Origin of the sequence: Tersicoccus solisilvae (genome assembly GCF_014643255.1) — a bacterium.
Classification (GTDB): domain Bacteria; phylum Actinomycetota; class Actinomycetes; order Actinomycetales; family Micrococcaceae; genus Tersicoccus; species Tersicoccus solisilvae.
Genome location: NZ_BMJI01000001.1, coordinates 426,379 through 450,459, shown reverse-complemented (window position 1 = coordinate 450,459; position 24,081 = coordinate 426,379). Strand labels below are relative to the sequence as shown.

The window sequence follows — 24,081 nt, the reverse complement described above, 5'->3', positions numbered from 1 at the left end:
AGGAAAACCCGTGGCACCGAAGAATCTGCAGGACGTCATCGACGCGTCAGGCAACCCGGTCGAGCTGCTCCGCACCTCGCAGATCGGCTCCTACATCTACCCGGTGGTCCCCGCCGACTTCCAGAACTGGATCAAGGAGCAGACCGCCTGGCGGGAGACCGCCGTGCTGTACGACCAGTCCCACCACATGGACAACCTCTTCCTCAAGGGCCCGGACGCCATCAAGCTGATCACCGCGACGGCGATCAACTCGACCGCGACGTTCCCGGTGAACAAGGCCAAGCAGTACGTGCCCACCACGGCGTCCGGTCACGTCATCGGCGACGGCATCCTCTTCCACGAGGAGGAGGACGAGTACGTCTACGTCGGCCGCTCCCCCGCCGCCAACTGGCTGCTGTACCACGGCGAGACCGGCGGCTACCGCGACCTGGACATCACCGTGGACCGGCGCTCCCCGTCCCGCCCCTACGGCCACGCCGTGAACCGCCAGTACTACCGGTTCCAGATCCAGGGCCCGAACGCCTGGCAGGTGATCGAGAAGCTCAACGGCGGCCCGCTGGAGCAGCTGAAGTTCTTCTCCATGGCCACGATGCAGGTCGAGGGCGCGGCCGTGCGGACCCTGCGCCACGGCATGGCCGGTGCCCCGGGCCTGGAGATCTGGGGCCCGTACGCGGACCACGACCGGGTCCGGGACGCCATCGTCGAGGCCGGCACCGAGTTCGGCCTGGTGCCGGTCGGCTCGCGGGCGTACCCGTCGAACACGTTGGAGTCGGGCTGGATCCCGTCGCCGCTGCCGGCCATCTACACCGGGGAGGCCGAGCGCGGCTACCGCGAGTGGTTGCCCGCGGACGGCTACGAGGCCACCGGCACGCTCGCCGGGTCCTTCGTCTCCGAGAACATCGAGGACTACTACCTGACCCCGTGGGAGCTCGGGTACGGCTCGTTCGTCAAGTTCGACCACGACTTCATCGGCCGGGACGCCCTCGAGAAGATCGACAAGGAGACCCAGCGCAAGAAGGTGACGCTGGCCTGGAACGCCGAGGACATGACGAAGCTCTTCGGCTCCCTGTTCGACGTCGACGGCCCGCACTACAAGTTCTTCGACCTGCCGCTGGCCAACTACGGGTCGGCGAACTACGACGCGGTGGTGGACGCCGACGGCACGACCGTCGGGCTGTCCATGTTCACCGGGTACAGCGCGAACGAGCGGCGGGCGCTCTCGCTCGCGACGGTCGACGCGAACGTGCCCGAGGGCACCGAGCTGTCCGTCGTGTGGGGCGAGCCGAACGGCGGCACCTCCAAGGCCGCCGTCGAGCCCCACGAGCAGCTGCCGATCCGCGCCGTCGTCAGCCCGGTGCCGTACTCGACGGTCGCCCGCTCCACGTACCAGGGCGGCTGGCGGACCAAGTACCAGTCCGCCTAGTGGCGATCACCGTGTGCGGGGGCCGTCCGGCCCCCGCACGCCGGTGCCGCCGCGGGGGCCCGGCCCGATGAGCCTGCGGTTCGCGCTGCTCGCGCTGCTGCGCGTCGGCCCCCTCTCGGGGTACGACCTGCAGAAGCAGTTCGCCGAGTCGGTGGGCCACGTGTGGCACGCGCCCGACTCCCAGATCTACCCGGAGCTGCGCAAGATGGAGGCCGAGGGGCTGATCGCCGCCGAGGAGCAGCCGCGGGGCGAGCGGGCGACGCGGCGGGTCTACCACGTGACCGACGCCGGCGACGACGCCTTCACCGCCTGGATGCGCACGCCCCTCGCCTACGCCCGGGTCCGGGACCCCGCGCACCTGCGCGCGGCCTACCTGGAGACCACCACCCCCGCGGCCGCGCGGGACTTCCTGCACGCTCACGTCGCCCAGTGGGAGAGCGAGATCGCCCGCTGGGAGGACGAGTTGACCCGGATCGACGCCGTGGAGAACCCGATGCTGGCCCGCCGGCTGGCGGTCACCGCACGCGGGGACCGCGACCGGACCATCGCCTTCAAACGCTTCACCTACGAGGGCCTGGTCGAGCGGGCCCGCGGCGAGGTCGCGTGGGCGCGCCGCGGTCTGGCCCTCGTGGACGCGCTCACCGGCCCGGACGGGGCCTGGGCGCGCTGATCGCCGGGCGTGGCGGGTCGGTGGCCGATGGCGGGGGCGCCCCGTAGGTTGGTGCTGTCACATCGCATCGCACCATCGGGGGAACACCATGACCGAGTCCGACCTGCCTCCGGGCGCCCCGCGCCCCCTGCGCCCGAGCCTGCCGGAGCGGCCGCCGACCATCGACGGCCGCTCCGGATCCGCCGGCGGCGCGAGCCCGGCCCGCCCCGCTGCCGGTGACGGCACCGGGGCATCCGCCGGCGGAGAGACCGCTCCCCCGGCACCGATCCCGGCGCCGCCGGGGCGTCCGGCCGCCGGCATCGATCTGGTCCGGCTCTGGACCGGCGCGGTCGCGGCCGTCGCCGCCTATGCCCTGACCCTGCTGCTGACGCTGATCGCGGTCGTCCTCGCCCTGGTCAGCACCGCGGGCGCCGCCCGCACCAGCATCACCGCGTCGTCCGCCGTGTCCGCGGTGGACCCCTGGTCCCTGCTGCTGCCCCTGGGCGCCCAGCTGGTCGCGATGGCGCACCTGGGCTCGTTGACCGCCACGGTGGCGGGAGCGTTCCCCTTCCTGGGCACGATCGACGGGTCCGCGTCCCTGTTCGCGGTGCCGCTGGGCATCACGCTGGTGACCGCGCTGCTCGTGCTCGCCGCCAGCGCCCTGGCCGAGCGACGCCGGCCCTCCGGCACGCGCCTGCAGGCCGCGGCCCAGGCGGCGGTCACGGGCCTCGTCCTGACGCTGCTGGTCAACGTCGTGGCCCTGGTCGCCTCGCTCGGTTTCCCGGCGGTCAGCGGGTTCCGGATCGGTGGCGTGCACGCGGCCGGCGTGTGGCCGGTGCTCGTCGCCGCGCTGCTCGGCACCGCGGCCGCCTGGGTCGGGCGCCGCCTGGGGGCGCGCCGGACGTGGGCCGCCCGGACGCCAGCGCCGGCGTCCGTACCGGACGCCGCCGCGCCGGCCGACGGCGGGACCTCGCCGGTCCGGGCCCGCGGGGTCATCACCGTGGCGGACGCCGCCCGGTCGGCCCGGGCGCTGCCCGCGGTGCTGCTCACCCACGTCGGGGTGATCGCGGCCGTGACCCTGCCGGCGTTGATCGTGCTGTACGTGGTGGCCGGTGAACCGCTGGCCATCCTCACCCTCCCCCTCACCCTGGCGAACCTCGCCGGGTACGTGCTGGTCGCCGGGCATCTGGGACCGCTGCACCAGACGGCGCACTCCTCGCAGACCATCTCGCGGTCCCGGTCGGGGACGAACACGGACGAGTTGATCCAGGTCATCGCGGGCGTCGACGCCCTGGACATCCCCGCCTGGGTGGGCTGGTGCGCCCTGCTGCTCGCCGTCGTCGCCGTCGTGCTGGCGGGGCTCGTGCTGGCGGCCCGCCGCCCGGCGCGGGACACGGCGGGCTGGATCGTGACCCCGCTGGCGTACGCGGCCGCCGGGGTCGCGCTGACGGTGCTGCTGGCCGTGACCGCCCGCGCCGACGTGCGGGGCCTGCTCACGGCCGACGCCGGCCTCGGACCGTCCTGGTGGTTCGTGCCGATCTTCGCCGCCTGGGGGCTGGCCGTGGAGGTGGTCGCCCGCGTCCTCGCACCGGTGCTGCTGCCCTTGGTGCCCGCGGGCCTGCGCGCCCGCCTCGCTCCGCCGCCCGTGCCCGCCACCGCCGGCGGCGTCGCCGGGAGCGGGATCCCTGCCGCGGACCACGATCCGGCCACCGGCGGCGCCGTCCCGGCCGGGGTGGCGTCGCGCGCGCCGCTGAGCCCCCGCGCGAAGCGGCGGGCCATCCTGATCGGCTCGATCGCCGGCGCCCTGATCCTCGTGGTGATCGCGGGCGCCATCACGGCGGGGGTGATCCGGGGCGGCAACGGCCCGGACAAACGAGTCGGCGCCTACCTGCAGGCCCTCGTCGACGGGGACGCCGAGAAGGCGCTCACCCTCGCCGGATCGGACATCGCCTCGGACCAGCGCGCGCTGCTCACCAACGACGTGTACCGGGCGGCGACCGACCGGATCGACGGGTACACGATCATCGGCACCGACGTCGCCGGCGACTCCGCGACCGTCCGGGCCGAGCTGAGGCAGGGCGGCCGCACCGACACCAGGTCCTACACGCTGACCAAGCAGGGCGCCGATCTGCTCGACGACCACTGGACCCTCGCCGCCGACGACACGGAACGCGCCCTCATCAGCGTCTCGGGCGTGCAGAAGCCGAAGCCGAAGGTCAACGGCGCCGAAGTCGCGGTCACCGAATCGGCCTTCGGGGACACCGCCCGGGCGGAACTGCGGGTGCTCCCCGGCAGGTACACGGTCTCCCTGCCCGGCGGGTCGACCTACCTGGCCGCGGAGGACGCGACCATCGAGTCGACGATCGACCACGAGGGACTCGCCTCCGCCCGGCTGGAGATGACCACCACGCCCGCGTTCACCACCGAGGTGGAGCGGCAGGTCAAGCAAAAGCTGGAGGCCTGCGCGAAGTCGACGGACGTCGAGCCGGCCGGGTGTCCGTTCCGCGCCTACGCCTACGGGGACACCCGGAACGTGAAGTGGACGGTGACGGACTCCCCCTCCGTGCGGATCAGTTCCGCCGGCAGCGGCAGCGGGTGGCGCTTCTATGCCGAGGACTCCGGGGAGGCCACGGTGACCTTCGAGGAGGACCAGTCCTACGGTGACCAGAAGCCGCGGTGGGAGAAGCAGTCGGACACCGACTCCTTCTATCTCTCCGGCAAGGCCACCGTGGACGGCAATACCGTGACGGTCGAGCTGAACGACTACTGAGCGGGCTGGCCCGACCGGTCGAGCACCGGGCCGAAGGCGAACCCGAGGTCCAGCAGCAGGCGACGGGTCATCGCCTTCTGCGCTTGTCGGAGGCCGGCCATCCTCGCATGGTAGTTCAGGGGCGTGCCACCGACGGTGCCGGCGAGTGGTGCCCGGGGCGCCCGCGCCGTAGGGTCGGGGCCAGCAGATCCCGACCGCGAGGAGAGCGACCATGAGCCAGACCGGCACGTCGGCCGATCACCATCCCGGACTGACGCGGGTGATGGGCCGCAAGCTGCTGCTCCTGTTCATCGTCGGCGACATCCTCGGTACGGGCGTCTACGCCCTCACCGGGCAGATCGCCGGCGAGGTGGGCGGCGCCGCGTGGGCCCCGGTGCTGCTGGCATTCGCGGTCGCCACCGTCACCGCGTTCTCCTACCTGGAGCTGGTGACGAAGTATCCGCAGGCGGCGGGGGCGGCGCTGTACACGCACAAGGCGTTCGGCATCCACTTCCTCACCTTCCTCGTCACCTTCGCCGTGCTCTCGTCCGGCATCACGAGCGCCTCGACGGCGTCGAAGTTCCTGGCCGAGAACGTGCTCAAGGGCTTCCACCTGGGCTGGGGGCAGGCCGGCGTCACCGCGATCGCGGTCGGCTTCGTCCTCCTGCTCGGGGTGGTCAACCTGCGCGGCGTCGGCGAGAGCGTCAAACTCAACGTCGTCCTCACCGTGATCGAGCTGACCGGCCTGCTCATCGTCATCCTGATCGGCTTCTGGGCGATGAGCCAGGGCAACGCCGACATCAGCCGCGTCACCGTGTTCGAGACCGAGGGGGACAAGAGCGTCTTCCTCGCCCTGACGGGGGCCACCGCCCTGGCGTTCTTCTCCATGGTCGGCTTCGAGGACTCGGTGAACATGGCCGAGGAGACCCACGACCCGGTCCGCACCTTCCCGAAGGTGATGCTGACCGGGCTGACCCTCACCGCCGCGGTGTACGTGCTGGTCTCGATCACGGCCGTCGCCATCGTGCCGATCGGCCAGTTGAAGGAGAGCACGACGCCGCTGCTGGACGTGGTGCGGATCGGCGCCCCCGACGTGCCGATCGACGCGATCTACCCGTTCCTGTCGATCTTCGCGGTCGCCAACACCGCCCTGATCAACCTGCTGATGGCGAGCCGGCTGATCTACGGGATGGCCCGGCAGCACGTCCTGCCCGCGCAGCTCGGCCGGGTGATCCCCGGCCGGCACTCCCCGTGGGCGGCCATCGTCTTCACCACCCTCCTGGCCGCGGCCCTGATCATCGTCGTCACCAACCTGCTGGGCTCGGACACGGTCGCCGCGCTCGGGGGGACGACGGCGCTCCTGCTGCTGGGCGTGTTCACCGTGGTCAACATCGCCACCATCGTGCTGCGTCGCTCCCCCGTCGAGCACGAGCACTTCCACGCCCCTCGCGTCCTCCCCTGGATCGGCGCCGTGACCTGCGCGTTCCTGGTCGGACCGTGGGCGCAGGACGCCGTCGAGTACCAGATCGCGGGCACCATGATCGGCATCGGGGTGGTGCTGTGGGCGATCACCTGGTGGTGGAACCGGCGGCACGGCGTCGAGGCGGGCCACCTGGACCCCGCCCACCTGGAGGACGACTGAGGGCTAGAAGGAGCGGCCGGTGAGCCGTTCGTAGGCCTCGACGTAGCGGTCGCGGGTGGCGGCGACGACGTCGTCCGGCAGGGGCGGCGGTGGGGCGTCGGACGCGCGATCCCAGCCCGAGGCCGGCGACGTCAGCCAGTCGCGGACGAACTGCTTGTCGAAGCTCGGCTGCGCGAGGCCCGGCTCCCAGCCCGAGGCGTCCCAGAACCGGGACGAATCCGGGGTGAGCACCTCGTCGGCCAGGGTGATGGTGCCGTCGTGCACGTCGAGGCCGAACTCCACCTTGGTGTCCGCGAGGATGATGCCCCGCTCGCGGGCGATCCGCTCGGCCCGGCCGTACACCCGCAGGGTCAGCTCCCGCAGCCGGTCCGCGACGTCGGGGCCGACCAGGTCCACGGTCTGCTCGAACGTGATGTTCTCGTCGTGCTCGCCGACCTCGGCCTTCGCGGACGGCGTGTACAGGGGCGTCTCGAGGCGGGAGCCGTCGGTCAGACCGGCCGGCAGGGGCAGTCCGCACACCGTGCCGGACCGCCGGTACTCCGCCAGGCCCGTGCCGGTGAGGTAGCCGCGGGCGATGCACTCGATCGGGAACATGGTCAGGTTCCGGCAGATCATCGCCCGGCCGGCCACCTCGTCGGGCACCTCGGTGGAGACGACGTGGTTCTCGACGTCGTCGAGCTGCTCGAACCACCACAGCGACAGCTGGGTCAGCACCCGGCCCTTGTCCGGGATCGGGGTGGCGAGCACGTGGTCGTAGGCGCTGATCCGGTCGGTGGCCACGACGAGGACGTGCCGCTCGGGGGTCAGCTGGGGGTCGCCGTCACCGTCGCCGTCCTCCGGCACCGTCGGCACGTAGAGCTCGCGCACCTTGCCGGAGTAGACGCGGGTCCAGCCCGGGACCTCGGGCGCCTCCGCCAGACCGGTGCTCATACCGTCGTGCCCATGGTGGAGGTCACCGGGTCCGCGCCGGCATTCGACGCGGGGGCGGTGCGGGGCGGCCGCGCGGCCGCGGCCGGCACCTCGATCCGGCCGGCGGCGGCCGCGGCGGCGATGTCGTGCCGGTACTGGCCGCCGTCGAGGCGGATCCGCTCGATGCCGGCGTAGGCGCGCTCCCGGGCCGCGTCGAGCCCGTCCCCGCGGCCGACGACGGCGAGCACCCGGCCACCGGTGGCGATCACCCTGCCGTTCTCGTCCGTACCGGTGCCGGCGTGCAGCACGGTGACGTCCGGCTCGGCGGCGGCCTTCCTGACCCCGCGCACCCGGCCCCCGGTGCGCGGCGAGGCGGGGTAGCCGGGGGCGGCGAGGACGACGGCGACGGCGCTCTCGTGCCGCCAGTGCAGCTGCTCGTCCTCGTCGAGCCGCCCCTTGGCCGCGTCGAGCAGCAGCGAGCCGAGCGGCGTCTTCAGCCGAGCCAGCACGGCCTGGGTCTCGGGGTCCCCGAACCTGACGTTGAACTCGACCACGCGGATGCCCCGCGGGGTGAGGGCGAGGCCGCAGTAGAGCACGCCCGTGAACGGGGTGCCGCGGGAGGCCATCTCGGCGAGCACGGGGGTCGCGACGCGGTCCATCACCTCGTCCACCAGCCCGGCGGGCGCCCAGTCCAGCGGCGTGTAGGCGCCCATGCCGCCGGTGTTGGGGCCCTCGTCACCGTCGTGGATGCGCTTGAAGTCCTGGGCCGGGCTCAGGGGGATGCCGGTGCGGCCGTCGCAGAGCACGAACAGGGAGACCTCGGGTCCGCGCAGATACTCCTCGATCAGCACGGTGCCGCCGGCGCGGAAGCAGTCCTCGGCGTGGGCGAGCGCGGCGTCCCGGTCCTCGGTGACGACGACGCCCTTGCCGGCGGCCAGCCCGTCGTCCTTGACGACGTAAGGGGAGCCGAAGGCGTCGAGGGCCTCGGCGGCCTCCTCGCGAGTCGCGGCGACACGGGCCATGGCGGTGGGCACGTTGGCGGCCGCCATCACCTCCTTGGCGAACGCCTTGCTGCCCTCGAGCCGGGCGGCGGCGGCGGACGGGCCGAACACCGCGATGCCGGCCTCGCGCAGGGCGTCGCCGACGCCCGCGACCAGCGGCGCCTCGGGCCCGATCACGACGAGTTCACTGCCGAGCTCGGCAGCGAGGGCGACCACCGCGTCGCCGTCCACGGCGTCGACCGGGTGGCAGGGCACCTCCTGCGCGATGCCGGCGTTGCCGGGCGCGGCGTGCAGCGCGGTGACGAACGGGTCTTCGGCGAGGGAACGGACCAGGGCGTGTTCGCGGCCACCGGAGCCGAGCACGAGTACCTTCACAGTGCCCAAGGGTACGGGGGCGGCCGCGCCCACCGCGATCCGGTGACGTGCCGTCCGGCGAACCGGTGACGCGCGATCCGGAATACTGGGGGCATGCCACAGACCTTCGCCGCGGGCACCGCCGTGGAACTGGCCGTCGTCGAGCGCAGCGGCTTCATCGAGTCCCGGCACATCGGTGCCGCCGTCGTCGTCGACGCGGAGGGGGCGGTGGTCCTCGAGCTCGGCGACGTGCAGGCCCCGGTCTTCCCCCGTTCCACGCTCAAGCCGTTCCAGGCGATCGCCTCGATGCAGGCCGGCGTCCCGCTGCGGGGACCGCAGGTCGCCATCGCCGCGGGCAGCCACCACGGCTCGTTCGAGCACCTCGACGTCGTCGAAGGCATGCTGGCCGCGGCGGGCCTGGGCGAGGCGGACCTGCAGTGCCCCCCCGCCTGGCCGTACGACGAGGACGCGCGCGCGTGGCTCGTGCGCACCGAGCGGGGGAAGTCCCGGCTGGCGATGGAGTGCTCGGGCAAGCACGCCGCGTTCCTGTGGGCCTGTACCGAGGCCGGCTGGGACACCGGGACGTACCTCGCCCCGGAGCACCCGCTGCAGCAGCGCGTCGTCAAGGTGATCGAGGAGTACGCGCGGGAGACCGTCGCCCACGTGGGTGTCGACGGGTGCGGCGCGCCGGTCTCCGCGGTGTCCCTGACGGGGCTCGCCCGCGCCTACTCCGCGCTGGCGCAGGCGCCGCGGGAGATCATGGCGGACGCGCGGGCGGCCACCGTGGCCACCGCGATGCTGGACTACCCGTGGGCGGTCGCCGGCGTGGGAGCCCCGGACACGGTGATCATGGACGAGCTCGGGGTGCTGACGAAGAGCGGCGCCGAGGGCGTTCTCGCCCTGGCCACGCCGTCCGGGGTCACGGTGGCGCTGAAGCTGCTCGACGGCGTGGGCCGGGCCGCGCCACTGGTCGGGCTGAGCCTGCTCCAGGCCGCCGGCGCCCTGGACGCCGACCGCGTGGCCGCGGTGCTGCCGGCGGTGTCCCGCCCGGTGCTCGGCGGCGGCGAGCCGGTGGGCCGGCTCGGCCTCGCGCAGCCGGTGGCCGCCCTGCTCGAGCGCGACCGGGGCTGAACGGCTCTCGACGACGACGGGGACCGACCATGGCACGACGACGGATCGAGTGGGCCGACGGGGACGCGGCCCTGAGCCGCTGGGCCGACGGCGCGACGGACCGGGCCACGGTGGCGACCGCGGTCCGGTACGCCCTGGAGGAGTTGACCGCCCGGGCTCCGGGCAACAGCGTCGAGGTGCGGGTGCCGCCCTTCGGCGTCGCCCAGTGCGTCGCCGGGCCCCGGCACACCCGCGGCACCCCGCCGAACGTGATCGAGACGGACGCAGCGACCTTCCTCGCCCTCGTCACCGGCCGCACCGGTTGGGTGCAGGCACGGGAGTCCGGCGCCGTCGCGGCCTCGGGCACGCGGGCCGACCTGGCGGACCTGCTGCCGCTGTGGTCCCGGTTCGCGGCCGGCGGCGCGGCGGGCTGAGGACTGCCCCGCGCTACGCTGGACGGCATGAGTTCCGCCGTGCCCTCCCCCGACGCCGACCCCGCACCGGAGGCCGCCGGACCCGCCGGCGGGCCCGGCCGGCCCGGCGACCTGCCCGTCGTGGAGACCGTCGAGCGGCGCGAGGTGCTGGTCCGTCGGGCCCCGCGGTTCGCCCCGTTCCTCGTGGGCGGCGCGGTGCTCGGCTTCGTCGTCGCCGGCCTCTTCACCCTCGGCCGCCCGGAGGACCCGCAGTACACCCCGGCCGCCGCCTTCGGGTTCTTCGCCATGCTCTTCGGCATCGCCGGGGTCGGGCTCGGTGCGCTGCTGGCGCTGCTCCTGGACCGGCGCAGCCACCGGCGGGCGCGGCGGGCGTCGGCCGATGAGGTCACCGGGACCGTGCGATAATCGTCCCGTGGCTCGTCCTGACGGAAGACTCTCGCACGATCTGCTGCCCGGGGAGAAAGGACCGCAGGACGCCTGCGGCGTCTTCGGCGTCTGGGCACCCGGCGAGGAGGTCGCCAAGCTCTCCTACTTCGGCCTCTACGCCCTGCAGCACCGGGGGCAGGAGTCGGCCGGCATCGCGACCAGCGACGGCAGCCGGATCAACGTCTACAAGGACATGGGCCTCGTGTCCCAGGTCTTCGACGAGGCCACCCTCAACACCCTGACCGGGCACATCGCCGTCGGGCACTGCCGCTACTCGACCACCGGCGCGTCCGTGTGGGCGAACGCCCAGCCGACGCTCGGCGCCACCTCGGCCGGCACCGTCGCCCTCGCGCACAACGGCAACCTGACCAACTCGGCGGCCCTGAACGACCTCGTGCACGAGCGCTACGGCACCCCGCGGACCGGGGAACTGGCTCAGGGCAACACCACCGACACCGCGCTCGTCACCGCCCTGTTCCAGGGCCGCGACGGCGAGGACCTCGAGTCGACGGCGATGGAGGTCCTGCCGCAGCTCGAGGGCGCGTTCTGCTTCGTGTTCATGGACGAGGGGACCCTGTACGCGGCGCGCGACCGGTACGGGGTGCGCCCGCTCGTGCTGGGCCGGCTGCAGCGCGGCTGGGTCGTCGCCTCGGAGACGTCCGCGCTCGACATCATCGGAGCCTCCCTGGTCCGCGAGATCGAGCCCGGCGAGTTCATCGCCGTCGACGAGAACGGCCTGCGCTCCCAACGGTTCGCGGACCGGGGCGCGGCCGGCTGCGTGTTCGAGTACGTCTACCTCGCCCGGCCGGACACCACCATCGCGGGCCGGAACGTGTACGCCGCGCGCGTCGAGATGGGCCGCCGGCTCGCCGCCGAGCACCCGGTCGAGGCGGACCTCGTCATCCCCACGCCGGAGTCCGGAACGCCCGCGGCCATCGGCTACGCCGAGGAGTCCGGCATCCCCTTCGGCAACGGCCTGGTCAAGAACGCCTACGTCGGCCGCACCTTCATCCAGCCCAGCCAGACCATCCGGCAGCTCGGCATCCGGCTCAAGCTCAACCCCCTCAGGGACGTGGTGCGGGGCAAGCGGATCATCGTCGTCGACGACTCGATCGTGCGCGGCAACACCCAGCGCGCGCTGGTCAGCATGCTCCGGGAGGCCGGGGCCGCGCAGGTGCACGTGCGGATCTCCTCCCCGCCCATCACGTGGCCCTGCTTCTACGGCATCGACTTCGCGTCCCGCGCCGAGCTGATCGCCACGGGCCTCGGCGTGGACGACATCCGCACGTCGATCGGCGCGGACTCGCTCGGTTACATCTCGCAGGAGGGCATGATCGCCGCCACCGAGCAGCCGCGGGAGCGGCTCTGCACCGCGTGCTTCACCGGCCAGTACCCGATCCCGCTGCCCGCGCGGGACCGGCTGGGCAAGAACCTCCTCGAGCGGGAGGACCCCGGCGGCTGCGAGCCCGGGCCCGACGTCGACCTGGAGCGGGTGCTGAACCCGGCCGAGCAGCACGCCGCCGAGGACGCCGCGGCGAGTCTGCGGGCGCGCGCATGAGCGCGTCGCAGCAGCGCACCGACGCGAGCGCCGCCCAGGGCATCACCTACGCCAGCGCCGGGGTGGACGTCGAGGCCGGGGACCGCGCCGTCGAACTGATGAAGGACGCGGTCCGGGCCACCCAGGGGCCGCAGGTGCTCGGCGGGGTCGGCGGGTTCGCGGGCCTCTTCGACGCGAGCGCGCTGATCGGGTACCGGAAGCCGCTGCTGGCCACGTCCACGGACGGGGTCGGCACGAAGGTCGCCATCGCGCAGGCCCTCGACATCCACCACACCATCGGGTTCGACCTGGTCGGCATGGTGGTGGACGACATCGTCGTCGTCGGCGCGAAGCCGCTGTTCATGACCGACTACATCGCGTGCGGCCGGGTCGTGCCGGAGCGGATCGCGGACATCGTGCGCGGCATCGCCGCGGCCTGCGAGCAGACCGGCACCGCCCTGGTGGGCGGGGAGACCGCGGAGCACCCGGGCCTGCTGGCGGCGAACGAGTACGACGTCGCGGGCGCGGCCACCGGGGTGGTCGAGGCGGACCGCGTGCTGGGGCCCGAGCGGGTGCGGGCCGGCGACGTCGTCATCGGCATGGAGTCCTCCGGGCTGCACTCGAACGGCTACTCCCTGGTCCGCCGCGTCATCAACCACGCCGGCTGGGCGCTGGAACGGCAGGTCTCGGAGCTGGGACGCACGCTGGGCGAGGAACTGCTCGAGCCGACCCGGCTGTACACCGCCGACATCCTCGACCTGGCCGAGGCGCTGGACGCGGATCTGCACGCGGTCAGCCACGTGACGGGCGGCGGTCTCGCCGCGAACCTGGCGCGTGTGCTGCCGCAGGGGTTGACGGCGACGGTGGACCGGGCCACGTGGCAGCTGCCGCCGGTGTTCGCCCTGGTCGCCCAGTTGGGCAACGTGCCGCGGCCGGACCTGGAGCGCACCCTCAACCAGGGGGTCGGGATGGTCGCGGTCGTGGCCGACGAGGTCGCGGACGCCGCGGTCGCGCGGTTGCGGGCACGCGGCACCGCGGCCTGGGTGATGGGTCAGGTCGACGCGAGCGGGCCCCTGACGGCCGTGGACACCGGCGACCCGGACGTGGTCCAGGGCGCCAAGGGCGTCGACGGTGGCACGGTGCGGCTGGTCAACGAGAACGCGTGAGCGCCGTGCGCCGGCCCGGAGGCGTCAGCAGTGGCGCGACGGGCCGCCGACGGCGGCGCGAGGCGAGCGGCCGCGCGTCGGCTCAGCCGAGGCGACGGCTCCCGCGGTCGTCGTCATCATCATCCGCATACCGATCGACGTAGGAGTCGTCGTCCTCGGGCGGTTCCGGATATCGGCTGGCAGGGGCATGACCGGTCGAACCGGCCAGTTCGCGCTGCAGCGCCGAGTAGTCGGTCGTGGGACTGTAGTACTTGATGTCCCGCGCCTGCTTGGTGGCTTTCGCCTTCTGACGGCCGCGCCCCATGGCGTGACCCCCTCTGCTCTGTCCGGACTCCCGTGGGCAGGGCACACACGTGCGGGCCCAGGGATGATGTGGTCAATATTTCGTAGCACTAGGGTACATGCTCGCCCGCCGCGGCCGGGACGTCCACACGCCTGCTGAGCCCGACGTCACCCCCCACGCCTGCGGCGTGGTGGCGGGGGTCACGACGCCGCACGGCGCGGACGACGCCCGTGACGACGGCGGGTCGATCGATTAGGGTGCCAGCACGGGCGGGAACAGGCGGGATCCCGCGGAATCAGCGGAACCTCGCCGGCCCGGACGAGCCGCTCACGCGGCCCGTGGATCCGCCCGATGTCCGCCGGAGGAAGGCCGATCAGCCGTGAGCGAACCCAGCGATCAGAACCGCCGCGACGACGCCGACGACGGCCTCTCCGAGCCGTCCGGTGCGGCCGGTTCGGTCCCGGAGATCACCGACCCTGACGCCGTCGCCCTGCCCGAACCGCAACTCGGCGACCCCGTCCTCTCCGCCGAGGTGGAGGACGACGACGTGCGTTCCGCGCGGGCCGAGGCGAGCGCGGTCGAGGGGGAGGCGCAGCGGGCCAGCGACGAGGTCGGGGGTGCGCCGGGCGCCGGCCGGGATCTCGACGTCGACCCGACGGCAGGCCCGCACTGACCCCTTCCCGACATCACCGGCTTCGGCCACCGCTTCCGTCTCCTCCGCGGGCGTCGAACGACGGCACGCGGCGGTCAGCAGCCGTCCGGCCCGCAGGCCTGGCCGTTCAGACCGGCGTCGGAGGGCGCGGCGGCGCCCTCCGGTGCCACCATGACCAGCGGATGTGACTCGGCCCAGGCCGTGCGCAGCGCCTGCTCGAACAGCTCGACCGGCTGGGCACCGGACACCCCGTACTTGTCGTCGAGCACGAAGAACGGCACCCCAGTGATGCCCAGGCTCTGGGCGCGCCGGATGTCGGAGCCGACGGCGTCGGCGTAGCGGCCGGAATCGAGCGCGGCCGTGATCTCTCCGGCGTCCAGCCCGGCCTCGGTGCCGATTCGCACCAGCACCTCGCGGGACCCGATGTCCTCGCCGTGCTCGAAGTGCGCGGAGAGCAGCGCCTCCTTCACCTCGCCGGCCACCCCGTGCTCGGCGGCCAGGTGCATCAGCTCGTGCCCCGGCAGACTGTTCGCGACGACCACGGAATCGAAGTCGTACGCCAGCCCCTCCCCTGCAGCCACCTCGGTGACCTGCGCGAACATCTGCGCGACGCGGTCGGCGGGCATGCCCTTCCGCTCGCTGAGGTACTCGAGCTCGGTGCCGTCGTAGTGCGCCGGCAGGGTGGGGTCCAGCTGGAAGCTGTGCCAGGTGACGGTCACGTCGTCGCGGTGCTCGAAGCGGGCCAGCGCGGACTCGAAGCGGCGCTTGCCGATGTAGCACCACGGGCAGGCGATGTCGGACCAGATGTCGATGTTCACGATGGCAGCAACGCCGTCGACATTGCCGGAATTCCGCCCACCGTCAACCGAGTTCGCGCCAGCGGACCACCGTCACCTCGACGTCGACGACCGGCGCGATGATCCGCGACTCGCGGCTGAACCGCGACTCGACCCGGTCCTGCTTGACCCGGTGGTTGTAGTCCTCCAGGTACGCGCGCACGTCGTCCTCCCGGTCGAACCGGCGTAGCGCGTCCGGGAACCCGTCCGCCTCCCGGCGCAGCTGGATGACCATCGGCGCGAGCGCGGCGGTGTCGATCTGCTCGCGCTCCATCCACCGCTTGATCCACCACTGCGGATCGTCGACGTCGGAGAAGTCGAGTGGCTGGCCGGCCAGGGGCAGGTCGTCGAAGTCCCCGCGCTCCATCGCCTCCCGGATACGGCGCTCGGCCAGGCTCTCGAAGCGGTCCATCGGTCCAGTCTGCCCCGTCCGGTTGACGACGTCAGCCGGACGGGGCAGACCTCAGGCGATGCCGGAGGACAGGGCGTGCGGCACGGCGGGCTGCGCCGCGGCGGAGACCCGCCGGCTGCCGAGCGCGGCGAGGCCGAGCCCCAGCCCGTCCTCAAGGAGCGCGGCCTGCCACGTCCAGCCCAGTTCGCGCTGTGCCCAGCCGCGCCAGGCCGCCCCGCCCCAGGACCCGGCGAGCGCCCCGGCGATGCCGGCGACGACGGGCAGGTCCAGGGTCGCCCGCTCGCGCCGGGCCAGTGTCACCGCACCGGTGGCACCCGAGATCAGCCGGCCGGCCAGTGCCCCGGGCTGCAACCGGCTCGGCGTCCCCGGCAGCTTGTCGGCGACCATCTCGCCGGCGACCGCGAGCGCCGCGGCGACCTGGCCCGCTCGACGGCCGGCCGAGACCCGGCCGGGTCCGGAGGCGAACGTCGGGCCGGCGACGCCGAGCGAACTGCGGATGCCCGCGGCGACCCCCAGCACGGCCGAGCGGGTGGTCAGGGAGAACGACGGACGCGCCGCCCGCCGTCGGGCCCGTCGCTCCACCCGGCGCAGCGTGGCGTCCGTCGCCAGCCCCGGCTCCGTCGCCGTCAGGGTCGCCCGGGTCGCGATCCCGTAGGCCAGGTGGCCCGCCGCGTCCGTCGCCCAGTCGGCCGGGGACCAGGTGCGCGGATCGCTGACCTTCAACGCCGCCATCGGCACGTCGCTCGCGGCCATGGCGGCGGCTCCGGTGAGTGCCGCGCCCGTGGGGCCCGAGAAGCGCAGACCGGCCGACCGGGCGGCACCGGCGAGGACACCGATCCCGACGCCCACGGCGATCCCGCCGACGGCGCCGAGGGCGCTGCGGCGGTTGTCCCGCTCCGGGCCCCGGCCGGGGATCTGCACGTCGAACCGGCTCAGCGCCGCCTCGACCGTCCGGCCCGGGGCGTCGCTGGCGGGCCGGCCACGCAGCACCATGTCGGCGTAGGTGACGGCGTTCAGGGCAGCGGTGCCGGCGGCGCCGGCGATGATCCCGCGGATCAGGGTGTTCGTCATGACGGTCCTTCCGTTCGCGTACGAAGCATGCTGACCATCCTTGCACCCGATGCCGCCGGGAGAACAGGTCCGCCAGCTCGTCAATAGATGCTCCATCCGGGGCCCGGGAGGGCCCTCGGGGAGCATCTATTGACGAGCTGGCGGAGGGGGGAGGGGCGGGGGTCAGACGGAGGGCACGACGGTGCGCACGGTCAGCCCGTCCAGCTCGGTGCCGTCGTCGCCGGTCTGACGGTCCACCCGCACCGTGTCGCCGTCGGCGATCTCCCCGGCCAGGATTCCCCGCGCCAGCCGGTCGCCGATCTCCCGCTGCACCAGCCGGCGCAGCGGCCGCGCCCCGAACGCCGGGTCGAACCCGGTCAGGGCCAGCCACTCCCGCGCGGCGTCGGTGACGTCGAGGGTCAGCCGCCGCTCGGTCAGCCGGGACGCCAGATCCCGCACCTGCAGGTCCACGATCCGGGACAGCTCCTCGAGGGTGAGCGCGTCGAACATGACGATCTCGTCCAGCCGGTTGAGGAACTCGGGCTTGAAGGAGGCGTTCACCACCCCCATCACCAGGTCCCGCTTCCGGGCGTCGTCGATCGACGGGTCCACGAGGAACTGCGAGCCCAGGTTCGAGGTCAGCACGAGGATGACGTTGCGGAAGTCGACCGTGCGCCCCTGACCGTCGGTCAGCCGGCCGTCGTCGAGCACCTGCAGCAGGATGTCGAAGACCTCGGGGTGTGCCTTCTCCACCTCGTCGAGCAGCACGACGGAATACGGCCGACGGCGGACCGCCTCGGTGAGCTGACCGCCCTCGTCGTAGCCGACGTAGCCCGGAGGGGCGCCGACCAGGCGGCTGACGGTGTGCTTCTCCGAGTACTCGCTCATGTCGATGCGCACCATCGCGTGCTCGTCGTCGAACAGGAAGTCCGCCAGGGACTTCGCGAGCTCGGTCTTGCCGACGCCGGTCGGACCGAGGAACAGGAACGAGCCGGTGGGCCGGTTCGGGTCGCTGATCCCCGCGCGGGCCCGCCGCACGGCGTCGGACACCGCGGCCACGGCCTGCCGCTGTCCGATCAGCCGCTCGCCGAGGAACTCCTCCATGTGCAGCAGCTTCTGCGACTCGCCCTGCAGCATCCGGCCCGCCGGGATTCCGGTCCAGGCCGAGACCACCTCGGCGATGTCGTCCGCGGTGACCTCCTCGTTGACCAGCAGGGAGCCGGCGCCGACGTCGACGCGTTCCGCCGCGGCGTCGGCCGCCTGCATCTCCCGTTCGAGGGTGGGGATCTCGCCGTAGAGGATGCGGGACGCCTCGGCGAGGTCGCCCTCACGCTGCGCCTTCTCGGCGGTCGAACGCAGTTCGTCGATTTTCGCACGCAGGTCGCCGGACCGGTTCAGGGAGGCCTTCTCGGCCTCCCACCGGGCGTTCAGCCCGTCGAGCTGCTCCTGCTTGTCCGCCTTCTCCTCGCGCAGGGCGGCCAGCCGCTCCACGGACGACGCGTCCGTCTCGTTCTGCAGGGCCAGCTCTTCCATGGTCAACCGGTCCACGGCACGACGCAGGGTGTCGATCTCCTCGGGGGCCGAGTCGATCTCCATCCGCAGCCGCGACGCGGCCTCGTCGACCAGGTCGATCGCCTTGTCCGGCAGCTGCCGGCCGGAGATGTACCGGTGCGAGAGCGAGGCCGCGGCCACGAGGGCGGCGTCGGCGATGGCCACCTTGTGGTGCGCCTCGTAGCGCTCCTTCAGGCCGCGCAGGATGGCGATCGTGTCATCGACACTCGGCTCGCCCACGTACACCTGCTGGAAGCGGCGCTCCAGCGCCGGGTCCTTCTCGATGTTCTCGCGGTACTCGTCGAGCGTGGTGGCGCCGATCAGCCGCAGCTCGCCGCGGGCGAGCATGGGCTTGAGCATGTTGCCGGCGTCCATCGCGCCCTCGGACGCGCCGGCGCCGACCACGGTGTGCAACTCGTCGATGAAGGTGACGACCTGGCCCTCGGCGTTCTTGATCTCCTCGAGCACGGCCTTGAGCCGCTCCTCGAACTCGCCGCGGTACTTGGCCCCGGCGATCATGGCGCCCAGATCGAGGCTGATCAGGGTCTTGCCCCGCAGGGACTCGGGGACGTCCCCGGCGACCATGCGCTGGGCGAGGCCCTCGACGACGGCGGTCTTGCCGACGCCGGGCTCCCCGATCAGCACCGGGTTGTTCTTGGTGCGGCGGGAGAGGACCTGGACCACGCGGCGGATCTCGGCGTCCCGGCCAATCACCGGGTCGAGACGGCCCGCGCGGGCCACGGCGGTCAGGTCCGTCCCGTACTTCTCCAGCGACTGGAAGGTGGACTCGGGGTCCGCGCTGTCGACCTTCCGGCCGCCACGGACGGAGGGGATGGCCGCGCGCAGGGCGTCCGGCGTCGCCCCCGCCTCGCGCAGCAGCGTGCCGGCGCCCCCGGCATCGGCGGCGACACCGAGCAGCAGGTGCTCGGTGGAGACGAACGTGTCCCCGAGTCGTTCGGCCTCCTCCTGGGCCGCCTGCACGACGGCGAGTCCGGCCCGGGAGAGCTGGGCCTGTTGCACGGAAGAACCCGACGAGGCAGGAAGGGCGCGCAGGGCGGCGGCGACCTTCGGTGTCAGCGTGGCGGGGTCGACGTCGGCCCCGCGCAGGACGGCGACGGCGACGCCGTCGGTCTGCTCGAGCAGGGCGGAGAGCAGGTGCAGCGGCTCGACCTGCGGGTTGCCGGCCGTGGTGGCGGCGGTGACGGCGGCCGAGAGCGCCTCCTGGCTGCGGGTGGTGAAACGGGGGCTCACCGGGGGTCCTTTCGACGATGGTCGGCGGATTTCAGACTTGAGTCTAATCCACTCAACCTCGGTGCGGAAGAGTTCATTCCCGGTCGGTGTCCCTCAGCGGAGCGGACCGACCACGGCCTCCACGGTGCGCAGGAGCGCGCCCGAGGCCACGTACTCCTCCAGGTCGGCGATGTCCGGGGCGAGGAAGCGGTCCGGACCCGGGCCGCCGATGCGGGCCGTGACGTCCGCCAGCACGGCCGCTCCCGCCGGGCCGGGCTGCAGCGGTGCGCGCAGGGCGATCGCCCGGGTCGCGGCGAGCAGCTCGATCGCCAGCACCCGCCGCAGGTTGACCACGCCCTGCCGCAGCTTGCGGGCGGCGTGCCAGCCCATCGACACGTGATCCTCCTGCATCGCGGAGCTCGGGATGGAGTCGACCGACGCCGGCACCGCGAGGCGCTTCAGGTCCGAGACCAGGCCGGCCTGCGTGTACTGGGCGATCATCAGGCCGGAGTCCGTGCCGGGATCCTCGGCCAGGAACGGCGGCAGCCCGTGGGACCGCGCGGGGTCGAGCATCCGGTCGGTGCGGCGCTCGGCCATCGAGGCGACGTCGGCGACGGGGATGGCCAGGAAGTCCAGCACGTAGGCCACGGGGGCGCCGTGGAAGTTGCCGTTGGACGAGATGGTGCCGTCGTCGAGCACCACGGGGTTGTCGATCGCGGCCGCGAGCTCGCGCTCGGCGACCTGGGCGGCGTGGGTGGCGGTGTCCCGCGCGGCGCCGGCCACCTGCGGGGCGCAGCGCAGCGAGTAGGCGTCCTGCACGCGGTCGTCCCCGTACCGGTGGGAGGCGACGATCGCGGAGTCGGCGAGCACGGCGAGCATCGTGGCCGCCGACCGGACCTGGCCCGGGTGCGGGCGCAGCGGCTCGTGCAGTTCCGGGACGAACACCCGGTCGGTGCCGAGCAGCCCTTCGACCGAGAGGGCGGCGGTGATGTCCGCGACGGTGAACAGGTCCGTCAGGTCCGCGAGCGCGAGGACGAGCTGGCCGAGCATGCCGTCCGTGCCGTTGATCAGCGCCAGGCCCTCCTTCTCCTCGAGGGTGACGGGCGCGATGCCCGCCTCGGCGAGCAGCTCGGCGACGGGGCGCTCGACGCCGTCGGGCCCGGTGGCCCGACCTTCCCCCATCAGCACGAGGGCGCAGTGCGCGAGCGGCGCCAGGTCGCCCGAGCACCCCAGCGATCCGAACTCGTGCACCACCGGCGTGATGCCCGCGTTGAGCACGTCGATCAGGGTCTGCAGGGTCTCGAGCCGGATGCCGGTGCGCCCGGACGCCAGGGTCTTGGCGCGCAGGAACATCAGGGCACGGACCACCTCGCGCTCCACGGCGGGGCCCGTCCCCGCGGCGTGCGAGCGCACGAGCGACTTCTGCAGCCGGGTGCGCTTGTGCGGCGGAATCGGGGTGTTGGCCAGGGCGCCGAACCCGGTGGAGATGCCGTAGACCGGGGTGGTCGATGCGGCGAGGGCGTCGATGTGGGCACGGACCGTGCGCACCCGCGCGCGGGCCTCGGGCGACAGCTTTACGTGGGCGTCGAACCGGGCGACGGCGACGACGTCGGCGGCGGTGGTGCCCGCGGTCGAGAGGGTGACGGGAGCCGCCTGGTCGGCGGGTCGAGCGGTGGTGGTGGCGGTCATGGTGATTCTCCTGCGGAACGGGTGAGGGAAGGAGTCGACGGTCAGGGACGCCCGGCGGGGGCGACGACCCGGCGGCCGCGCTGCCAGACGGCCCACGTCAGGGGCATGCCGGGCCGGTAGGCCAGGTGCACGGCGGACGGCGCGTCCAGGACGTGCAGGTCGGCGCGCGCGCCCACGGCCAGGCGCCCGACGGCGGGCCGGTCGGGGGTGCCGACGTCCCGCCGCAGGGCCTTCGCGCCCCCGAGGGTGGCGGCCTCGACGGCCTCGGGGACCGTCAGTCCCATCTGCAGCACGGCGGTCGCGACGCAGAAGGCCATCGAGGTGGTCCAGCTGGTGCCGGGATTGGCGTTGGACGCGATCGCGACGGTGGCGCCGGCGTCGAGCAGCCGGCGGGCCGGGGCGAGCGGGGCCCGCGTCGAGAGGTCGCACGCGGGCAGGACGGTGGCCACGGTGTCCGAGGCCGCGAGCGCGTCGACGTCGTCGTCGGTGACGTGGTTGACGTGGTCCACGGACGCGGCGCCGACCTCAACGGCCAGCGCGACGCCGCCGCCGGGGCCCAGCTGGTTGCCGTGCACGCGCAGCCCGAGGCCGGCGTCCCGGCACGCGGTGAGGACCCGGCGGGACTGCTCGACGGTGAAGGCCCCGCGTTCGCAGAACACGTCCGCCCAGCGCACGTGCGGGGCGACGGCGTCGAGCATGGGCCCGCACACGGTGTCGACGTAGGTGTCCGGGTCCAGGCCGTCGGGCACGAGGTGAGCCCCGAGGAAGGTGACGTCCTCGACGTGGGCGGCGGCGATCCGGGCGCTGCGGGCCTCGTCCTCGACGGTGAGCCCGTAGCCGGTCTTGGTCTCCAGGCTGGTGGTCCCCCCGGCCAGCGCCTCGCGCACCCGGCCGGCCACGAGACCGTCGAGCCGGGCGTCGTCGGCGGCCCGGGTGGCGCCCGTGGTCACGGCGATACCCCCGGCCTCGTACGCCTGCCCGGCCATGCGCGCGGCGAACTCGGCGGCCCGGTCCCCGTCGAAGACGAGGTGGGTGTGCGAGTCGACCCAGCCCGGGAGCACGGCCCGGCCGCCGACGTCGACGGCCGTGTCGGCCGCGGGCGCGCGGGACGCGGGCCCGACCCAGGCGATCCGCTCGCCCTCGATCACCACCGCGGCGTCGCGGAGAGTGCCGAGCGCCGGGTCGACCGTGCTCAGCTCCGCGATCCCGGTGATCAGGGTCGAGCCGGGACCGGACAGGATCACCGCTGGTCCTGTTCACGCATCGGGATGCGGACGCCGCGCTCGTCGGCGACCTCGAGCGCGCGCTCGTACCCGGCGTCGGCGTGCCGGATGACGCCCATGCCGGGGTCGTTGGTCAGCAGCCGTTCCAGCTTCTGAGCGGCCAGCTCGGTGCCGTCGGCGACGCCCACCTGCCCGGCGTGCTGGGAGCGGCCGATGCCGACGCCGCCGCCGTGATGGATCGAGACCCAGGTCGCCCCGGAGGAGGCGGCGGTCAGGGCGTTGAGCAGCGGCCAGTCGGCGATCGCGTCGGACCCGTCGGCCATCGCCTCCGTCTCGCGGTACGGGGACGCGACGGAGCCGGAGTCCAGGTGGTCCCGGCCGATCACGATGGGCGCCGAGAGCGTGCCGTCGGCCACGAGCTCGTTGAAGCGCAGCGCGGCGCGGTGCCGTTCCCCGTAGCCGAGCCAGCAGATCCGGGCCGGCAGGCCCTCGAACTCGACCCGCTCCGCGGCGGCGTCGAGCCACCGGTGCAGGTGCTCGTTCTCCGGGAACAGCTCCTTGATCGCGGCGTCGGTGATCTCGATGTCCTTCGGGTCGCCTGAGAGCGCCACCCAGCGGAACGGGCCGAGGCCCTCGCAGAACAGGGGCCGGATGTAGGCGGGGACGAAGCCGGGGAAGTCGAACGCGCGGGCGTAGCCGGCCTGCCGGGCCTCGTCGCGGATCGAGTTGCCGTAGTCGAACACCTCGGCGCCCGCGTCGCGGAACTCGACCATGGCCCGCACCTGGGTCGCCATCGACTCCCGGGCCTTCGTGGTGAACCCGTCGGGGTCCGCGGCGGCCTCGGCCTCCCACTGCTCGACCGTGTACTCGGTGGGCAGGTAGGACAGCGGGTCGTGCGCGGAGGTCTGGTCGGTGACGACGTCGACGGTCAGCTCGCCGGCCCGGTGCCGGCGCAGCAGCTCGGGGAAGACGGTGGCGGCGTTGCCGACGTACCCGACGGACAGGGCGCGCCGCTCCGCCTTCGCCGCGGTCACCTTCGCGAGCGCGGTCTCCAGGTCCGTCTCCACCTCGTCGAGGTACCGCTTCGCCTGCCGGCGGCGCAGCCGGGTCTCGTCGACGTCGACGACGAGGCAGGCGCCCCCGTTCAAGGTCACGGCCAGCGGCTGGGCGCCGCCCATGCCGCCGCAGCCACCGGTGAGGGTGAGGGTGCCGGCCAGCGTCGGCTCGGACAGTCGGCCGTCCTCGTGCATGACCTTCGCGACGGCGTGGAACGTCTCGAACGTGCCCTGCAGGATGCCCTGGGTGGCGATGTAGATCCAGGAGCCGGCGGTCATCTGCCCGTACATGGTCAGGCCTTCGGCCTCCAGACGACGGAACTCGGGCCAGGTCGCCCAGTCCCCGACGAGGTTCGAGTTGGCGATCAGCACCCGCGGCGCCCACACGTGGGTGCGGAACACGCCGACCGGCTTGCCGGACTGCACGAGCAGCGTCTCGTCGTCGGCGAGGTCCGTCAGGGTGGCGACGATGGCGTCGAACGCCGCCCAGCTGCGCGCGGCCCGGCCGGTGCCGCCGTAGACCACCAGGTCGTCCGGGCGCTCGGCGACCTCGGTGTCGAGGTTGTTCATCAGCATCCGCAGCGGCGCCTCGGTCTGCCAGCTCCGGGCGGTGAGGTCGGTGCCGCGCGGGGCGCGGACGGGACGGGCTCCGGGCAGGGCCATGGTCGTTCTCCTGGTGACTCGAGCGGGTGCACGGACC

The 24,081-nt window shown here is 73.5% G+C and carries 20 protein-coding genes; 10 read left to right on the top strand and 10 right to left on the bottom strand.

The window, feature by feature from the left end; genetic code table 11:
* Window positions 1-10: 10 nt before the first annotated feature.
* The 4 genes from ligM (at window position 11) to IEX22_RS02165 (ending at window position 6,463) form a co-directional block, all read left to right on the top strand.
* Window positions 11-1,423 (top strand): vanillate/3-O-methylgallate O-demethylase, encoded by a 1,413-nt coding sequence (ligM, locus tag IEX22_RS02180; protein WP_188665674.1) that lies wholly within the window; start codon window positions 11-13, stop codon window positions 1,421-1,423.
* A gap of 67 nt (window positions 1,424-1,490) precedes the next feature.
* A complete protein-coding gene (locus IEX22_RS02175) occupies window positions 1,491-2,093 on the top strand; it encodes a PadR family transcriptional regulator (RefSeq protein ID WP_188665671.1) in 603 nt (200 codons plus the stop codon).
* Between the two features lie 88 nt (window positions 2,094-2,181).
* A complete protein-coding gene (locus tag IEX22_RS02170) occupies window positions 2,182-4,842 on the top strand; it encodes a hypothetical protein (protein WP_188665668.1) in 2,661 nt (886 codons plus the stop codon).
* A gap of 211 nt (window positions 4,843-5,053) precedes the next feature.
* Window positions 5,054-6,463, top strand: a complete 1,410-nt coding sequence (locus IEX22_RS02165) for an APC family permease (protein ID WP_229659696.1) — start codon at window positions 5,054-5,056, stop codon at window positions 6,461-6,463.
* A gap of 3 nt (window positions 6,464-6,466) precedes the next feature.
* Here IEX22_RS02165 and IEX22_RS02160 read toward each other — a convergent pair whose 3' ends face one another.
* Both IEX22_RS02160 and purD read right to left on the bottom strand, forming a co-directional pair.
* On the bottom strand, window positions 6,467-7,393 hold the full coding sequence (locus IEX22_RS02160; RefSeq protein WP_188665665.1) for a phosphoribosylaminoimidazolesuccinocarboxamide synthase: 927 nt from the start codon (window positions 7,391-7,393) through the stop codon (window positions 6,467-6,469).
* The gene (purD, locus tag IEX22_RS02155) at window positions 7,390-8,748 is read right to left on the bottom strand and encodes a phosphoribosylamine--glycine ligase (protein WP_188665662.1); all 1,359 of its coding nucleotides are present in this window, start codon (window positions 8,746-8,748) and stop codon (window positions 7,390-7,392) included. Before purD ends, IEX22_RS02160 begins: the two co-directional genes overlap by 4 nt.
* A 93-nt stretch (window positions 8,749-8,841) precedes the next feature.
* Between purD and IEX22_RS02150 the strand changes: the two genes are divergently transcribed.
* Genes IEX22_RS02150 through purM form a run of 5 tightly spaced genes read left to right on the top strand, consistent with a single transcriptional unit; the run spans window position 8,842 to window position 13,400 of the window.
* Entirely contained in the window at window positions 8,842-9,858 is a 1,017-nt protein-coding gene (locus IEX22_RS02150; RefSeq protein ID WP_188665659.1) for an asparaginase, read from the top strand.
* A 29-nt stretch (window positions 9,859-9,887) separates the two neighbouring features.
* Window positions 9,888-10,271: a sterol carrier family protein gene (locus IEX22_RS02145; protein WP_188665656.1), complete on the top strand. Its 384-nt coding sequence runs from the start codon at window positions 9,888-9,890 to the stop codon at window positions 10,269-10,271.
* A gap of 27 nt (window positions 10,272-10,298) precedes the next feature.
* A complete protein-coding gene (locus IEX22_RS02140) occupies window positions 10,299-10,676 on the top strand; it encodes a hypothetical protein (protein WP_229659695.1) in 378 nt (125 codons plus the stop codon).
* A 7-nt stretch (window positions 10,677-10,683) separates the two neighbouring features.
* Window positions 10,684-12,255, top strand: a complete 1,572-nt coding sequence (gene purF, locus IEX22_RS02135; protein ID WP_188665653.1) for an amidophosphoribosyltransferase — start codon at window positions 10,684-10,686, stop codon at window positions 12,253-12,255.
* Entirely contained in the window at window positions 12,252-13,400 is a 1,149-nt protein-coding gene (gene purM / locus IEX22_RS02130; protein ID WP_188665650.1) for a phosphoribosylformylglycinamidine cyclo-ligase, read from the top strand. Before purF ends, purM begins: the two co-directional genes overlap by 4 nt.
* An 82-nt stretch (window positions 13,401-13,482) precedes the next feature.
* Here the strand turns inward: purM and IEX22_RS02125 are convergent, their stop codons facing one another.
* The gene (locus tag IEX22_RS02125) at window positions 13,483-13,704 is read right to left on the bottom strand and encodes a DUF3073 domain-containing protein (RefSeq protein ID WP_188665647.1); all 222 of its coding nucleotides are present in this window, start codon (window positions 13,702-13,704) and stop codon (window positions 13,483-13,485) included.
* Between the two features lie 358 nt (window positions 13,705-14,062).
* Here IEX22_RS02125 and IEX22_RS02120 point away from each other — a divergent pair, with 358 nt between their 5' ends.
* Complete coding sequence (locus tag IEX22_RS02120; RefSeq protein ID WP_188665644.1) at window positions 14,063-14,356, top strand: hypothetical protein; 294 nt, start codon at window positions 14,063-14,065, stop codon at window positions 14,354-14,356.
* A gap of 74 nt (window positions 14,357-14,430) precedes the next feature.
* Here IEX22_RS02120 and IEX22_RS02115 read toward each other — a convergent pair whose 3' ends face one another.
* The 7 genes from IEX22_RS02115 to hutU form a co-directional block, all read right to left on the bottom strand.
* Window positions 14,431-15,153, bottom strand: coding sequence for a DsbA family oxidoreductase (locus IEX22_RS02115; protein ID WP_188665641.1), 723 nt, complete (start codon window positions 15,151-15,153; stop codon window positions 14,431-14,433).
* Window positions 15,154-15,196: 43 nt separating this feature from the next.
* Window positions 15,197-15,583, bottom strand: coding sequence for a DnaJ family domain-containing protein (locus IEX22_RS02110; RefSeq protein WP_188665638.1), 387 nt, complete (start codon window positions 15,581-15,583; stop codon window positions 15,197-15,199).
* A 51-nt stretch (window positions 15,584-15,634) separates the two neighbouring features.
* A complete protein-coding gene (locus tag IEX22_RS02105) occupies window positions 15,635-16,654 on the bottom strand; it encodes a hypothetical protein (protein ID WP_188665634.1) in 1,020 nt (339 codons plus the stop codon).
* 162 nt (window positions 16,655-16,816) lie between these two features.
* Window positions 16,817-19,435 carry an ATP-dependent chaperone ClpB gene (clpB, locus tag IEX22_RS02100; RefSeq protein ID WP_188665631.1) on the bottom strand — a complete coding sequence of 873 codons (2,619 nt, stop codon included), beginning with the start codon at window positions 19,433-19,435 and terminating at the stop codon, window positions 16,817-16,819.
* A gap of 93 nt (window positions 19,436-19,528) precedes the next feature.
* On the bottom strand, window positions 19,529-21,103 hold the full coding sequence (gene hutH, locus IEX22_RS02095; protein ID WP_188665628.1) for a histidine ammonia-lyase: 1,575 nt from the start codon (window positions 21,101-21,103) through the stop codon (window positions 19,529-19,531).
* 41 nt (window positions 21,104-21,144) lie between these two features.
* Window positions 21,145-22,344, bottom strand: a complete 1,200-nt coding sequence (gene hutI, locus IEX22_RS02090; RefSeq protein WP_188666095.1) for an imidazolonepropionase — start codon at window positions 22,342-22,344, stop codon at window positions 21,145-21,147.
* Window positions 22,344-24,044: a urocanate hydratase gene (hutU, locus tag IEX22_RS02085; protein ID WP_188665625.1), complete on the bottom strand. Its 1,701-nt coding sequence runs from the start codon at window positions 24,042-24,044 to the stop codon at window positions 22,344-22,346. Before hutU ends, hutI begins: the two co-directional genes overlap by 1 nt.
* Window positions 24,045-24,081: the final 37 nt, after the last annotated feature.

Coding starts and splice junctions, on each gene's coding strand:
- IEX22_RS02170 (WP_188665668.1), top strand. CDS start 2,182: ATGACCGAGTCCGACCTGCCTCCGGGCGCCCCGCGCCCCCTGCGCCCG.
- IEX22_RS02175 (WP_188665671.1), top strand. CDS start 1,491: ATGAGCCTGCGGTTCGCGCTGCTCGCGCTGCTGCGCGTCGGCCCCCTC.
- IEX22_RS02160 (WP_188665665.1), bottom strand. CDS start 7,393: ATGAGCACCGGTCTGGCGGAGGCGCCCGAGGTCCCGGGCTGGACCCGC.
- IEX22_RS02165 (WP_229659696.1), top strand. CDS start 5,054: ATGAGCCAGACCGGCACGTCGGCCGATCACCATCCCGGACTGACGCGG.
- purM (WP_188665650.1), top strand. CDS start 12,252: ATGAGCGCGTCGCAGCAGCGCACCGACGCGAGCGCCGCCCAGGGCATC.
- IEX22_RS02145 (WP_188665656.1), top strand. CDS start 9,888: ATGGCACGACGACGGATCGAGTGGGCCGACGGGGACGCGGCCCTGAGC.
- IEX22_RS02110 (WP_188665638.1), bottom strand. CDS start 15,583: ATGGACCGCTTCGAGAGCCTGGCCGAGCGCCGTATCCGGGAGGCGATG.
- IEX22_RS02125 (WP_188665647.1), bottom strand. CDS start 13,704: ATGGGGCGCGGCCGTCAGAAGGCGAAAGCCACCAAGCAGGCGCGGGAC.
- hutH (WP_188665628.1), bottom strand. CDS start 21,103: ATGACCGCCACCACCACCGCTCGACCCGCCGACCAGGCGGCTCCCGTC.
- IEX22_RS02105 (WP_188665634.1), bottom strand. CDS start 16,654: ATGACGAACACCCTGATCCGCGGGATCATCGCCGGCGCCGCCGGCACC.
- IEX22_RS02140 (WP_229659695.1), top strand. CDS start 10,299: ATGAGTTCCGCCGTGCCCTCCCCCGACGCCGACCCCGCACCGGAGGCC.
- IEX22_RS02150 (WP_188665659.1), top strand. CDS start 8,842: ATGCCACAGACCTTCGCCGCGGGCACCGCCGTGGAACTGGCCGTCGTC.
- hutU (WP_188665625.1), bottom strand. CDS start 24,044: ATGGCCCTGCCCGGAGCCCGTCCCGTCCGCGCCCCGCGCGGCACCGAC.